14 protein-coding genes are annotated in these 14,562 nt (G+C 52.8%); 6 read left to right on the forward strand and 8 right to left on the reverse strand.

Annotated features, from left to right (window positions below; translation table 11 throughout):
- Positions 1-279: 279 nt before the first annotated feature.
- From ilvA to PN477_RS08505, 4 genes are all read left to right on the forward strand, one after another.
- Positions 280-1,791 carry a threonine ammonia-lyase, biosynthetic gene (ilvA, locus tag PN477_RS08490; protein ID WP_272119397.1) on the forward strand — a complete coding sequence of 504 codons (1,512 nt, stop codon included), beginning with the start codon at positions 280-282 and terminating at the stop codon, positions 1,789-1,791.
- 162 nt (positions 1,792-1,953) lie between these two features.
- Positions 1,954-2,607 (forward strand): LysE family translocator, encoded by a 654-nt coding sequence (locus tag PN477_RS08495; RefSeq protein ID WP_272119395.1) that lies wholly within the window; start codon positions 1,954-1,956, stop codon positions 2,605-2,607.
- Positions 2,608-2,965: 358 nt separating this feature from the next.
- A complete protein-coding gene (locus PN477_RS08500; RefSeq protein WP_272119393.1) occupies positions 2,966-3,955 on the forward strand; it encodes a pentapeptide repeat-containing protein in 990 nt (329 codons plus the stop codon).
- A gap of 95 nt (positions 3,956-4,050) precedes the next feature.
- On the forward strand, positions 4,051-5,271 hold the full coding sequence (locus PN477_RS08505) for a pentapeptide repeat-containing protein (protein ID WP_272119392.1): 1,221 nt from the start codon (positions 4,051-4,053) through the stop codon (positions 5,269-5,271).
- A 41-nt stretch (positions 5,272-5,312) separates the two neighbouring features.
- On the opposite strand, the gene PN477_RS08510 is transcribed toward PN477_RS08505, so the two are convergent.
- Positions 5,313-6,764, reverse strand: a complete 1,452-nt coding sequence (locus PN477_RS08510; RefSeq protein WP_272119390.1) for a restriction endonuclease subunit S — start codon at positions 6,762-6,764, stop codon at positions 5,313-5,315.
- Between the two features lie 36 nt (positions 6,765-6,800).
- On the opposite strand from PN477_RS08510, the gene PN477_RS08515 reads away from it, so the two are divergent.
- On the forward strand, positions 6,801-7,079 hold the full coding sequence (locus tag PN477_RS08515) for an element excision factor XisH family protein (RefSeq protein ID WP_272119388.1): 279 nt from the start codon (positions 6,801-6,803) through the stop codon (positions 7,077-7,079).
- A complete protein-coding gene (locus tag PN477_RS08520) occupies positions 7,067-7,408 on the forward strand; it encodes a XisI protein (protein ID WP_272119387.1) in 342 nt (113 codons plus the stop codon). Before PN477_RS08515 ends, PN477_RS08520 begins: the two co-directional genes overlap by 13 nt.
- A gap of 6 nt (positions 7,409-7,414) precedes the next feature.
- Here PN477_RS08520 and PN477_RS08525 read toward each other — a convergent pair whose 3' ends face one another.
- From PN477_RS08525 to PN477_RS08555, 7 genes are all read right to left on the reverse strand, one after another.
- Positions 7,415-7,786 carry a HEPN domain-containing protein gene (locus PN477_RS08525; protein WP_272119386.1) on the reverse strand — a complete coding sequence of 124 codons (372 nt, stop codon included), beginning with the start codon at positions 7,784-7,786 and terminating at the stop codon, positions 7,415-7,417.
- A complete protein-coding gene (locus PN477_RS08530; RefSeq protein ID WP_272119385.1) occupies positions 7,783-8,106 on the reverse strand; it encodes a nucleotidyltransferase domain-containing protein in 324 nt (107 codons plus the stop codon). The genes PN477_RS08525 and PN477_RS08530 overlap by 4 nt, the downstream gene beginning before the upstream one ends.
- Positions 8,103-9,521 carry a class I SAM-dependent DNA methyltransferase gene (locus tag PN477_RS08535; protein ID WP_272119384.1) on the reverse strand — a complete coding sequence of 473 codons (1,419 nt, stop codon included), beginning with the start codon at positions 9,519-9,521 and terminating at the stop codon, positions 8,103-8,105. Before PN477_RS08535 ends, PN477_RS08530 begins: the two co-directional genes overlap by 4 nt.
- Before the next feature lie 22 nt (positions 9,522-9,543).
- Positions 9,544-9,813, reverse strand: coding sequence for a helix-turn-helix transcriptional regulator (locus tag PN477_RS08540; protein WP_272119383.1), 270 nt, complete (start codon positions 9,811-9,813; stop codon positions 9,544-9,546).
- Between the two features lie 15 nt (positions 9,814-9,828).
- Positions 9,829-10,128: a type II toxin-antitoxin system RelE/ParE family toxin gene (locus PN477_RS08545; RefSeq protein WP_272119381.1), complete on the reverse strand. Its 300-nt coding sequence runs from the start codon at positions 10,126-10,128 to the stop codon at positions 9,829-9,831.
- Between the two features lie 44 nt (positions 10,129-10,172).
- On the reverse strand, positions 10,173-13,526 hold the full coding sequence (hsdR, locus tag PN477_RS08550) for a type I restriction-modification system endonuclease (protein ID WP_272119379.1): 3,354 nt from the start codon (positions 13,524-13,526) through the stop codon (positions 10,173-10,175).
- Positions 13,527-13,639: 113 nt separating this feature from the next.
- Positions 13,640-14,347 carry a response regulator gene (locus PN477_RS08555; RefSeq protein ID WP_272119377.1) on the reverse strand — a complete coding sequence of 236 codons (708 nt, stop codon included), beginning with the start codon at positions 14,345-14,347 and terminating at the stop codon, positions 13,640-13,642.
- Positions 14,348-14,562 lie beyond the last annotated feature (215 nt).

Here is a 14,562-nt window from a genome sequence, read left to right on the forward strand (position 1 = left end):
TGCATCCCACTTTTGCAGATTCCCATGGCTCGCCAGGGAGCACCCTCATCCCCAGCCCTTCTCCCGCAGGAGAAAGGAGCCAAAAGCCCTCTCCTGAGGGAGAGGGTTGGGTGAGGGATTGCATAACTGGGATGCACTCTTCAACTGTAGTGCGGGCATCTTGCTCGCTGCTTTCCCTCACTGGTAATCCAGAGCGAGCGAGACGCTCGCACCACAGCGGATCAATACAGTCAGGGGAATATGGGAGAATGGGAATTCTCTCCGTTTCCCCGAAAAACCATGGCGATCGACTATCTCAAACGCATTCTCACGGCTCAAGTCTACGATGTGGCCCGCGAGAGTCCCTTGGAGATTGCCCATAACCTATCTGCCCGTCTGGATAATCGGCTGCTGCTCAAGCGCGAAGATTTACAGTCGGTGTTTTCCTTTAAGCTGCGCGGGGCCTACAACAAGATGGCGCACCTAGAGCGCGATCGCCTGCGTCAGGGCGTGATCACCGCCTCGGCTGGGAACCATGCCCAAGGGGTCGCCCTCGGAGCGCGACAGTTAGGGGTGACCGCTACGATCGTCATGCCGATGACCACCCCCGATGTTAAAGTGGCGGCGGTGAGAGCGCGGGGCGGCCGGGTGGTGCTCCATGGCGAAACCTTTGACGATGCCCACGCCCATGCCCGCCAACTCGAAGCCGAACAGGGGTTAACCTTCATCCATCCCTTTGATGACCCTGATGTGATTGCGGGCCAGGGGACGATCGGGATGGAGATTCTGCGTCAACAGGCGGGGCCCATCGAGGCGATTTTTGTGGCGATCGGGGGTGGGGGCTTGATTTCCGGCATTGCCGCCTATGTGAAGCAACTCCGCCCAGAAATTAAAATCATTGGCGTTGAACCCGTGGATGCGGATGCGATGTATCAATCGCTGCAACGGGGCGAACGGGTGCGGCTTGATCAGGTGGGGCTGTTTGCCGATGGGGTGGCGGTGCGTCAGGTGGGGGTTGAGACCTTTCGCCTCTGTCAGTTGTATGTGGATGAAGTGTTGCGGGTCACCACCGATGATATTTGCGCGGCGATTAAGGATGTGTTTGAGGATACGCGATCGATTTTAGAACCGGCCGGAGCCTTGGCGATCGCCGGAGCGAAAGCCTACGTTGAACGGGAAAATCTTTCCGGTGAAACCCTAGTGGCGATCGCCTGCGGGGCAAACATGAACTTCGATCGCCTCCGCTTCGTTTCCGAACGGGCCGAATTTGGCGAACGCCGCGAGGCCATTTTTGCCGTCACCATCCCCGAACAGCCCGGCAGCCTCAAACGCTTCTGCGACTGCCTCGGCAACCATAACATCACGGAATTCAACTACCGGATCGCCAATGCCGCCGAGGCCCATATCTTCGTTGGGGTGCAGATTAAAAATCGCGCCGAGGCCGAACAGATCGCCGCCACCTTTGAAGCCAACGGCCTGAAAACCCTCGATCTTAGTGACGACGAACTGACCAAAATGCACCTGCGCCACATGGTCGGCGGCCATTCCCCCCTTGCCCACCATGAACGGATCTATCGCTTTGAGTTTCCCGAACGTCCGGGGGCGTTGATGAAGTTTGTCGCCGCCCTCAGTCCCCATTGGAATATCAGTCTTTGTCACTATCGCAACCATGGCGCAGACTATGGCCGGATTGTCGTTGGCATGCAAGTGCCGCCGGAAGACTGGGAAGCCTGGCAAACGGTGCTGGATACCTTGGGCTATCATTATTGGGATGAAAATGAAAATCCTGCCTATCGCTTGTTTTTGGGCTAGTGCAGTGCAGCGTCAAGACTTACTATTCGGATTGTCTTGAATGTCCAACGCTCAACGTGACGGTGCGTTACGCTTCGCTAACAGCACCCTACAAACATCCTGATTCTTGGCATTGACGCTGCCCTAGGGGCGATCGCAAATCTTAGAGGTTAAACGGATTAAATGATGATGCTGTTTTGGACGGGGGTGGTGATTGGGGTGTCGGTGGCGGCTCCGGTGGGGGCGATCGGGGTGTTGTGCATGGTGCGCACCCTCACCTATGGGCGGCGGATTGGGTTTGTGTCGGGGTTGGGGGCGGCGACGGCGGATGCGGTTTATGGGTGCATTGCGGGGTTTGGCTTAACCGCGATCGCTCAATTCCTGATCACGCATCAACAATGGTTTAGCTTTGGTGGGGGGCTGTTTCTCGGTTATTTAGGCTGGCAAGCTTGGTTAAGTCCCCCCCCGCTCATACCCGGTATTTCTACGCATTCATCCCCCCCAACAACGCCCCCAGCGGTGGCCTTGTCCCCCCTCAACGCCTATCGCTCAACCTTCGTTTTGACCCTGACAAATCCGGCCACAATTCTGTCATTTGTCGGAATTTTTTCAGGGTTAGGGTTGGTGCAAAATCAGTCTACTTATGGTAGTGCTTTGTTATTAGTGGGGGGAGTGTTTAGCGGTTCCATGGCTTGGTGGTGGGTGTTGAGTTGGGTGGTGAATCGGTCGAACTTTCTACGGCAACCGCAGATGATGCGATGGATCAATCGTGGGTCTGGCGTGATTTTGATCACAATGGGGCTAGGTGCGATCGCATCGGCAATCTTCCCCCCTTGATGCCAACGGGTGCGCTTTTGATCCCGTCGGTTTTGATGGGTGCATCCCAGTGATGCAACCCCTCACCCAACCCTCTCCCGCAGGAGAGGGCTTTTGGCTCCCTTCTCCTGCGGGAGAAGGGTTGGGGATGAGGGTGTTACCTGGCGAGCAAGATGAATCTGCAAAAGTTGGGATGCACCCGTTTTGATCCTATTTTTTACCCTCACAAAAAATAATTCAAAGCGCCTCTGAAATAGCCCCAAAACTTCACCATGAATGTAAAAAAAATTAACCCCCATTTCCCCTCACTTGCCGCACAATAAAACTATCCCCACAGATCAAAATCACTCTGAATCTAGTAACTCAGGAGAAATACCCCATGGACGCGCAAGAACTACTACGACGCTACGAATCCGGTCAGCGAGATTTTCAAGGAATTAACCTGATGGGTGCAAATTTGGCATCCGCGAACTTGAGCGACATTAACCTCGCAGATGCGTATCTGGGCGCGGTGGATTTGAGTCGGGCGAATCTGCACGGGGCGGATCTGTCCCGTGCGTTCCTCTTTCGGGCCAACCTCAGCACCGCCAAAGTCAACGCAGCGAATTTAACCGAAACCGATTTAACTAAAGCCAATCTTAAAGGGGCAGAATTCATTAAAGCCAACCTCACCAACGCAAAACTCAGCGGAGCCTGCTTAAGTTACGTCAACCTCCGCCAGGCTAACCTCCAAGGCGTGAACCTCTGTGGGGCAAATTTACAGGCGATTAACTTTCGCGGTGCAAACCTCCAAAATGTGAATTTTAGCTGGGCGAATTTGTCCGGGGCGCGGTTGAGTGGGGCTAATTTGCGGGGGGCGAACCTCAACGGGATTAAACTCTGTGAGGCTTTTATGAATGGGGTTGACCTGCAAGGGGCGGATCTGGATGGAGTGGATCTGAGTGCGGCGAAACTGAGTGGCGCGAATTTGAACGATGCGATCTTGACGGTGGCTAACCTCAGTTACAGTCAACTCCGAACCTCGATGTTGTCGCGGGCGAATCTGCAAGCGGCGAACCTGGAGGGGTCTAACATGATGCGGGTGGGTCTGGTGGAGGCGAATCTCTCGAAGGCGAATCTTGCCGACACCAACCTACAAGGGGCGGATTTAACGGGGGCAACGTTGAACCAAGCGGATTTGGCGGGGGCGCGGTTGCAGTTGGCGAGTCTGCGGAATGCCTATTTATGGGGCGCGAATTTTACGGTTTTGGGGTTGGAGGGGGCGAATCTGGCGGGGGCGAATTTCCGAGGGGCGCGACAGGATGGGGTGCAGTGGCATCAGGCGCTGTTGGCGAAAACGACGCTTCCCGATGGCAAGGTGACGGCTTAGGGCGGTGGCGCGACGATCGCTGCAAGATCTTGTCTTAAAATGGCGGGCTAGGAGTGGATTTCACTTCTTGCCCGTTTTTGGTGTTTGTTGCTGTTATGCCGAATTCTTCTGAGTCTGAATCCCCTGATGTGCTGCCGGTTCCGACGGAGGAGCAGTTAGCGATCGCATCCCAACCCTTTACCATCCCCCAAGCCCAACGCCAACTCTCCCCCAACACCCAGGCGATCAATGGGATTGTGATGGTGGTGGCGTTGGTGATCATGGTGTTGGGGTGGGTGGCGAACCTCACGCCGATTTTGTTTGCGGGGTCGTCGGTGGCGTTGTTGATCGCGGGGCGGATTACGTTGCCGGGGGTGTGGCGATGGTTTGAGCGGTTTCTCACCCCTGGGGAACGGCAGGTAATTTTTGGGGTGTTGGGGGCGTTGGGGGCGATCGCAGGGTTTGGCGAACTCTTCGGCGTATACGAACGAATTAACCAATGGCTCACGACTTCAAAATGGGATGAGTTTGGTTCCTGGGCGGAATGGTTTGGGGCGATCGGGCAGATCATGATCGCGATCGTCGCCGTCTATGTGGCCTGGGAACAATACGTGATCTCGAAAGACCTCACCATCCGCCAAAACACGATCACCCAACAACAAACCATCGACGCTTATTTTCAAGGTATTTCTGATCTCGCCCTCAGTCCGGAGGGTCTCTTGGAAGATTGGCCCCAAGAACGCGCTTTTGCGGAAGGTCGTACCGCTGCGATTCTGAGTAGTGTGGATGCGGGGGGAAAGGCGAAAATCCTCCGGTTTCTCTCCCAAGCCAAACTCGTCACCCCCCTCAAGCGGGATGGTCTCTTGGGTCGCGCTATTTTGGATGGGGCGGGCGGCTACGAGGAGGATCGTGTGCAAGGGTTGCGGGTGATTGATTTGGGGGTGATGCTGGCCCGTGCTGACCTTTCGAGGACGGATCTCCGCTGGACGGATATGAGTGATGCTTACATGATCGGCGCGGATTTAAGCGATTGCGATCTGGTACGGGCGAATCTTGCCCGCGCTGTGTTGTATGAGGCCAAGCTGAAGGGGGCTGACCTCAAGGGGGTGCGCTTGTTCTATGGTTCTGCGGAAACTGCTAGCCCCCGCAGTCTGACTACTGCCCCTAATTACGATACCGGGGCGCACACTGGGGCGGTAATCGAGCGGGCGGATTTTAGCAATGTGCAACGCCTCAGCGATGAGCAACGCTACTATTGCTGTGCCTGGGGCGGGGAAAAGACACGCGGCACGATTCCCGGCGGTTGTGCTGGGATTCCTAATCATTTGGGGCGTTAAGGGTTGGGCGGGTTTGGTGGGCGGAATGTGCTGAGTCCTGTCTAACGTTTGCGCTGCTGTTTTGGGGTTTTGCGTTGGGGTTGGGCGGCGGTTTTGGCGGCTTCGATCCGTTTGAGTAGTTCGCTGGCGGGTTCGTCGTTGGGGTCTTGGGGGACGAGTTCACCCCGAAAGGCTTTGGCAAGGATGGCTTGTTCTAGGGTTTTGAGTTGTTCCAAACTGGCCTTAATTTCAGTTTCAATAACATCCGCCTGCTCAAATGCCGATTCAAGGCGTTTAACGATTTCCTTTTGTTCTTCGAGGGGTGGAAGCGGTAAAGGTAAAGCCTTTATTCTGAAAAGTGCTAATTTACCTTGTGCCCCAGACATTTTATTTCCATGTATGAATCTTTGGCACAATGGCGAACGTAACCAAAGAGCTAAGTATTCACTATTACACAAGTGATTTATCTGACATATTTTAGCCGCATTTTCTGTTAAGCTTGCTCCAGAAAAATGACTAGGTATAATACCAGAGTCTCCTATGCAGGCTCCTACGATAGTAATGTAGATATCTCCAGATTCGACGGTATAATTCTTGATCACTTCAAAAATGTCTTTCGATATGTATAGAATATCTTCTTCTATAACAGTTCCTTGCTTTAGATTTCCTGCTCTTATGTATGGATATCCCGTATCATCTTTGAGTAATTTCTTCCCCTTTGGCAGTCTTTTTCCACCTTTTACATTTCCAACACTTCCAATATTAGTCCATCGCCAGTTATCGGCTATATCTGGCAGTTTATAATTACTGTTTTTTTCTTCATCTATTATTTTGATATTTGGTGATTGACAATCTTGATTTATCTCCCAATTCGCCGTCAAATCTCCCCGAAATGCTGCGGCTAAAACCGACTGCCGGAACTGCTTCACCGCCTCCCGTGCTGCCTCTAGTTCCGTCCGCGTCTTGGAGATGCGATCGCTCAACTCCTCAATCTTCGCCACAATCCGCCGCTGCTCATTCAGTGGCGGCAGAAAACAAGGATATTTTTTCAATACTGTTTGACTAATATTTGGCTGTGCTCCACCTTTGCCAATTCTCTGTAGATTCTCCCTTGAAAAGAGCAAATAGTAAAAAATGAAAGGGATGATTTCAGTAGTAAGACCTTCCGCAATTAATGCAGCACACGCTTGATTAGTTGTTGCATTAATATTGAGTATTCCTAGCTTTCCAATAGTTGCCCCATACATCGCAACCAAAAGGCTAGATTTTGGAAACATTTTGGCTGAACTATTTTTTAATGCGTCTTCTGTGATGTACTCATCTGCTTTTAGTATCAGACAATCTTTTAAATCGCCTGTTTTTATCCAAGGAATTTCCCCATTGTAATACTCACTATATTTCCGTGAAGGAGTACCACCACTAGACCATCTACCTATATCTTCTAAATTGACAATCATCCAACTGCTAGGAACAGAAGAGCTACTTTTTAATCGCTCTATTTTTTCGTCAATCATTCCATTTACTCACTTTTGTATGGATATGGCTGTAGGGTGGACACTGCCCACAAACGAAATAATAATGTAGGCATCGCCCACCATCAAAGCGGCCAATATACCCCAAACCCGCCCCCACCCGAACAACCGCAACACACCTTAACCCACCCCATACCCCGTAACCAGACCTTACCCCCCTTGTATTTAGCCGTTCCCCTCGAACGTCATCACAACTTTTTTCAACTCGACTTTACGCAAAAAGCGATCGCAGCATACCAAATTCAATTGATCGTCTATGATCCAGTCAAGGAGAGCATTAGTCAATGGATAAACTAGAACAATATCGAACCGCCATCCAAAAACTGCTGACCGACTACGCCAGCCAAGACTATCACGCCTCAGACCCTGACATTGAAACCCAGCTTTTATTTGATACCGAGCGCGATCATTACCAATGGATGGACATCGGCTGGCAAGAACTCCGGCGAGTGTATCACTCCATCATTCATCTGGATATTAAAGACGGCAAAATTTGGTTACAACAAAACCTAACCGAATTCAATCCCGCAGAAGAATTAGTCGCCATGGGAATCCCCCGCGAAGATATTATCTTAGGTCTACACCCCCCCTACAAACGGCCCTACACCGACTATGGAGTCGCGTGACGCTCCTCATAATTCTGCCTCCGCAAACATCAACATTTCTGATGCTTGCTCAATAACCGATGCCACCTCTTCCACTGTAAAATCAATATCTAGCCCATAATCCGCCCCCTTTCGTAACTTCTCCGCCTCAATAAGATAACGATGAAACACACGGGGAACCCGCTCAGGTTTCGCAAAAAACTTCCCAAACGCCGCGATTATTGCCGAATGGCGACCATAGGCTAAACGGTCTCCCTCTAAAAAAGCAGAAGCCACATAAAACATTGTGTAATATGCACGAGACACCGCAAACTCAGGAAACCCTGATTCATTCATCTGTCGAGCTGCTTCCAGACTACGGCAGGCCTTTTCCAGGAACTTTTGCTGCACCGCGTTCACAATATCACCCCATCCCGATGCACATTCCGATAAAACGCACTATCCTCATGTAGCCATTGTTCCTCAGTGGTAAAACAACAACTCACCAACACATCATGATCCAGACATAAATCACTCACGAACCCACCGATCCGCCGTACCTCTTCGTAATAGTGAAACGCTCCCCGCAACACAATCAATAGGTCAATATCAGAATCCGGCTCCGCTTCACCCCGCGCCTGCGACCCAAATAAAACCACTCCTGCCAACCGCTCCTGATAGAGCCGCGCCATAAAATCCCGTACCTGTTCCGTAATCACAGTGACCGTGAGATGATTCATGGGGCCAAAATTTCCACCAACTGCGCGATCGCTTCATTCGCCACCGTCAAACGCTCCTGAATCTCCGCCGCCAACTCCAACGGCTCCGGCAAATCCTCCGCCCGCTGTAAACTGTCATCCCGGAGCCAAGAAATATCAAGATTATTCCCCCGTTTTGCGATCGCCTCTCGACTGAAACACCGCCAGCGACCCTCCTCACCCGTATCCGTGCGATCGCTCCCACCATTCGGGTCAGCACCATAACACCCCTCAAACTCCCGAAAATGTTCAGCCGTCAACGGCGTGCGCTTCCCAAAACTGGGCATATTCGTCCGCATATCGTAAAACCAGACCGCCGCCGTATTCCCCGTCTCCGTTTGCCCCCGCTGGAAAAACAACACATTCGTCTTCACCCCCTGAGCATAGAAAATCCCCGTCGGCAACCGCAAAATCGTATGTAAATTACACTTATCCATCAAGTCAGCGCGAATCTTCGCCCCCTGACCATCTTCAAACAACACATTATCCGGCAACACCACCGCCGCCCGTCCCCCCAACTTCAAACCACGATAGATATGCTGCAAAAACGCCAACTGTTTGTTAGAAGTGGGGAACGTGAAATCATCCCGCGTCGGTCGCCCGCCGCCCGTTTTCGTCCCAAACGGCGGATTCGTCAAAATTACATCAGCCTTCGGGAGGTTCGTCCCGTCACCAGAGAGCGTATCCCCCAAGCCGATATCCGATTCAATCCCATGTAACAACAAATTCATCAACAACAAACGGTGAGCATCCTGCACCAACTCCATCCCGTGAAAAGCCTTCGTGCGTTGGAAGTCTTGGGCAGCAGTGCTCAGATCAAACAGATCGCCAGTTTGCTCCTTGATGTAACGATGGGCCGCCACGATGAACCCACCCGTCCCGGCGGCGGGGTCTTGAATAATCTCGCCGGGTTGGGGTTGCAGGAGCTTCACCATCGAATAGATCAGCACACGGGGCGTGAAATATTGCCCCGCCCCGGATTTTTTTTCCTCCGAATTCTTTTCTAAAAGACCTTCATAGAGATCGCCTAACCCCTCTTCCTTGGCAGAATACCAATCCAGTTCATCAATATTGCTGACCAACTTAGCCAAGAAACGCGGCTTGCTAATCGAGGTTTGGGCGTTGGCATAGATGGACTGCACCCTGGATTTAGTGCTAGCGCGACCGAGTTGGAGCAACATCGCTTTATAAAACTCAAGCTGATCCACCCCATCTTCAGCGGTCAAATCTCCCCAACGACAGCCCACCGGTAACTGAGACTCGACCCCTGTTTCTTGGGCCATTTTCAAAAAGAGCAACAGCGTCAATTCCGTGACGTATTGCATATAGGTCACGCCGTCATCCCGGAGGATGTTGCAGAAATTCCAGAGTTTTTGGACGATATCGGAAGTGTTCATTAAAAATGATAGGGAATGTGTGCTAAACAGGCTGCTGCTGTCGGGCAAGATAACGACGGTAATTAGACTCTAGGTTGATCCAGAACATCTCGGAAGTCCCCAGAGCCGCAGACAGATCCGATGCGATTTCCGGCGTAATCGGTATCGCACTATTGAGAATTTCACTGATAACTTGAGGATCACGATTGATCATCTTGGCAAGGTCAGTGGGTGTCGAACCCCGTGCGGTTAACTCTCGCAGCAAAATTTTGCCAGGGGCTACGACTCTAGCTGGAGTAAGATTTTGACGCATAATTCTCCTTGATCCTTAGTGGTAATCCTCAATATCGATAATCAGCAAGTACTTTCCTTGGGGGTCTTGCTCAATTATGACAATCAGCCGCCATTGTTTGTTCAGTCGGAGAGAGTATTGACCTTGTTTGCCACGCTTACCTTTTAGCTTTTCAAAGTGTAAACCCTTGTTCGCATAGAGATCCTGAATAGTTTCTGCGGCTGTAATCATAGCCATAACTTCAAAAAAGTCATCAATTACATTGGGATATTTATGAGCATCTTTTTCAGTGGTGTATAAGAGTTCAATTTTTTTCTTTTTGAAGACAAAATCCAAGAACACCCTCCCCTAGGACATTTGTGGTAGCGCACTTAGTCTACCTAACCCGCCTCCTCCCACAGGGCATCATGGATCGCGGTGACGACCACGGCCAGATTGCCATTAAACACCTTATCGATGCGTGACCATCCGCCCTGAGACCGGAATTCACCTTGGTTAAAGGCATCCCGATCGACGATGGTTTCTTGTTTGAGTTGTTTGGCGATCCGTTCGAGCCATTGGCGTTGTTTGGTTTGCCAGGCTTGGGAGCTTAGGACTTTTTGGAGGGCGCGATCGACCCGTTGACCATAGGGGATCAGGGCATCACCAAGGGCGGCTTGGCGAATAAACCCGATGATCGAGGCGGCAATATCCTGGTTTGTGGTTTCGCGCCAGGCGGTTTGTAGGGCGGTTTCTGTGAAGCCCGCGCCATCGAGGGCCAGTTTCAAGGCCTTTAGGTCAGCACGGGTCAGGGCTTGGGGTCGCTGCATGACCGTGACGAGGGCGGGGATCTCGTTGTGATGCTCCCGGAGAAAGCTGGTAAATTCATCAAGGTAGTCTTGGGGTTTGCGCCCGCGACCGTAGCCGGTTTCAACGGCGATCACCTCATCGGCATGGTGGGAGATGAAGATCGGTTGAGCGCCCCCATCCCGACGATCGAGGAGTTGAGCGAGTCCGCTGGTTGCGATCGCGCCGTTCTCTCGTAATTCCTCCACGGTCACCGCTAAGGGTTGCGTCTTGAGGTGTTGCGCCCAATCTGCCAAGGGCATTGCGATCGCGCTTTCGAGTTGTTCGGCAGCGGCGGCACTGAGGCGGCGGTGTTTCCGGTGGAGTTTGGCGAGGAACTGATCAACGATCACCTGCTGCAAATCCGGTGCATCCACGCGGCTAATTTCCTCAAACAGTTGCTCAAAGGTGATGCTCGGATTCTGGATCACGGGCTTCATCGTCGAAACCGCCTCTAGGCCCTCATAGAGCCGCACCGCGTCGTAGATCTGAAACACGGTTTTCCCGATCTCATCACAGGGGCGGGTGGCACGGCCCACCATCTGTTCATACAAAATCCGGGAATTGACCCGACGCAGAAACACAAGGTTACAAATCTTGGGCACATCAATGCCGGTGGTGAGCAGATCCACGGTGACGGCAATTTTGGGGCTGGCTTCGTTTTTGTAGCGACGCACCAAGGCTTTGGGGTCGTCGGTGTTGCCGGTGATTTTGAGGATGTCGTGATGGTGAACATCCGGATCGATGGCGCTGAAGACTTCCCGCAACAGGGTCACAACTAGATCCGCATGGCGATCGCTCGCACAAAACACCAAGGTTTTAGCCGGCAAGCTCAGATCCAGGTGCTGGGTGAGTTCTTGACAGACCGCCCGGTTAAACGATTCCGTAATCACCCGTTGATTGAACTGCTGCACCTCAAACTTGACCTCATCCGGCGCGGTGATCAAGTCCAGTTCGCCGGTCTGGGGGTCGAAACATTCAATATCCTCATCCTGTTCCCAGATGATGCCATCTTCGGCCAGGCGAGTGCGAATCTGGATCGGCGGTTCATGGTCGATCAGGTGGCCATCAATGACGGCAGTACGGTAGCTGTATCGGTAGACGGGTTCGCCGAAAATCTGGGTGGTGTGGAGGGCTGGGGTGGCGGTGAGGCCAATTTGCACCGCATCAAAATAATCCAGAACGCGGCGATATTTGGAAACATACTCCTCAAAACTCCGGAACTGTAATTCGTCTTCGCTCAGGTCTTGATCGAGCAGATAACCCCGGTGACATTCATCCACCACAATGCAGTCAAAGAAGCCGACCGAGAGGGGCGGCGCATCGTCGCTGGGATCAAACAGCCGCTTCACAAAGCTCTGCACCGTGGCGATCTGTACCTTGGTGTCTGGGTCGAGGTTGGCCGCGCCGGATTCGCGCACTTCAAAGATGTCGGCGAAAGTTTGGAGGTTTTCGAGTTTGGTTTCTTTAAAGGCATCGTGGCTCTGTTCGCTGAGGGTGGTGCGATCGACGAGGAAGAGTAGCCGCCGAAACCGTCGCGTTTTCAACAGCCGATAGACCAGGGCGATCGCGGTTTTCGTTTTGCCGGTTCCGGTGGCCATGGCGAGTAAAATCCGGGCTTGGTCAGCGCTCAAGGCGGTTTCTACGGCGCGGATCGCGGTTTTTTGGTAGTCCCGAAGCTGGAGGCCATAGGTGCTGAAGTCGTCTTGCTCTAGCTGGGCATGGGCGTTGTCCACATCCTGGGCGAGGCGTTGGCGCAGGTCGTCGGGGCTGGGCCAGCCCATCAGGGGTTTACTGAGGTTGGTGGGGCGGCGCAGATCGCGGAACCAAATACCGCTTTCGGTTTTGAGTTGTTCGAGGTAGGGGCGACCGTTGGCGGCGAAGATGAACGGAATCCGATAGTCGTCCCAGCGTCCGAGGAGTTGTTCGCCGTCTTTGATCCGGTAGTGACGACTATAGCGATCGCTCTGCTCTAACCCCCGTTCACTAATATTTTTGCGGCGGCGCTTGGCCTCCACCACTCCCACAACATCTAGCCCAATGAACAGCCCATAGTCCGCCGTGCCCCCTTTGACGGGCCATTCTGCGATCGCGCAATTCGTCCCCACGGCGGGCCGCGCCCCCTGCCCATAGGTGAGGGTTTCGGTGTCCACAGTCCAGCCGACGGCCCGCAGTTGTTCGTCAATCAGTTGCCGCGTGGCAGACTCATCAAGGTCAATGGTGGCGTATTGTTTGGCACGCTTGACGAGGGTTTTCAGTTCGTGGCTGGGGGTTTGGCTGGCCTGGTGTTGGGCGGCTTGGAGTTGGGCTTGGATCGCGGCGGCTTCGGCCTCGGTTTCCGTGAGCAATTGTTCTGCGATCGCCCGCAGTTCAGCTTCGGCGGCGGCTTGGGCTTGATATTGGGCGAGGGCGGCTTGGTGGTTTTGGAGTTCAGCTTTGAGGCGATCGAGTTCGGCGCGGGTGGCGGCGCTGGGGTCTACGGGGTCGGGGGGCGGAATAAAGGCCCCGGCTTTGAATTTCGGTTGGCCGTTGTAGGCGCGTTGGAAGGCGATCGCCAATTGGCGGGCATATTTCAAATTCGCCAACGCGGTGCGGTGGTCGCCCTGGTGTTGATGGGTGGCGCGGTTGCCGTGGATACGCAGTTGGTGGAACAGGTCGATCGCATCTTGGGGTAGGATGCTTTCGTGATCCAGGCGGTTGAGCAGGCGCAGGTGGTTATCGTCGGCATCGTCGTAGAGTCCGACACGGGCGGCGATGGTTTGGGCGAGGCGTTCCCCAAACTGCCGCAGTTTCATCAAACAGGTAACCGGATCGCTGGCAAACATCTGTTCCGCGACTGCACCGATCCGCTCTAGGGTGGGGTGGGTTTTGCGTAGAAATTGAAAGTTGAGGGATTGGAGTTGGGGCATGGCAGGGGACACTCTGCGAAAACGGCATGGATAGTCAGGAACGGATGACAGCGAGCCCTAAGGGTTTAAAAACAGTCAAGATGCCTGGCCTAATTTTAAGGTTGAACGGGGGATTAATCGACGAGGCCCGATCGCAACGCTCGCACAGCGGCTTGGGTGCGGTCATCGGCGCAGAGTTTATTGAGAATGCTGCGGACGTGGGTTTTAACCGTGCCGACGGTGATATGCAGTCGTTCAGCGATCGCCGCATTATTACAGCCCGCGACAATTAATTCCAACACATCCAACTCGCGATCGGTGAGGGTACTGGCTTCGATCAGTTGTTGATCTTCAGAATCAATCGATCGGATTTCCACCATCGGATTATTGTCCCCCTGTTCTGCCCCCCCACTGGTACGCGCCTGCTGAAGGACAACGCGAGCGATCGTCGGATCAATCCACGAATTCCCCTCATGGGTGAGGCGAATCGCTTGCACCAAACTCTCTAAACTCACATCCTTCAAACTATAGGAATCCGCCCCCGCCGCAAACGCCGCCAAAATTGAAGCCTCCTCATCATGCATCGTCAAAATCAAAATTTTGGTATTGGCCGCATCAGGAGAGGCACGAAATCGCTGTGTTAGTTCAATCCCATCCTGATCCGGCAAACCAATATCAACAATCGCCACATGGGGCTTACTCACCTGTAAGATTTGCAATCCCTTATGAGCATTGGGGGCTTCGCCAACCACCTCAATATCATCCACTTGTTGGAGTGCTGCACTCAAGCCAATCCGACTGAGATCATGATCTTCAATCAAAACAACACGAATCTTACTCATAGGTTTAGGGCGAAAAAAAAGATGAGAGTTTTAAAGCTTAACGTATCATATAGCGATCCTAAATCAATCGGAGATCTGATCTCCTCATCAACAAGGGGCTTAAGCCCCTTGCCTGTTCATGAATCAAATAGGATTGCCATACAGCATTGTTCAGTTCTCCTCATCAACAAGGGGCTTAAGCCCCTTGCCTGTTCATGAATCAAATAGGATTGCCA

Origin of the sequence: Spirulina subsalsa CS-330 (assembly GCF_028330765.1) — a bacterium.
In the GTDB taxonomy this organism is placed as follows: Bacteria; Cyanobacteriota; Cyanobacteriia; order Cyanobacteriales; family Spirulinaceae; genus Spirulina; species Spirulina subsalsa_A.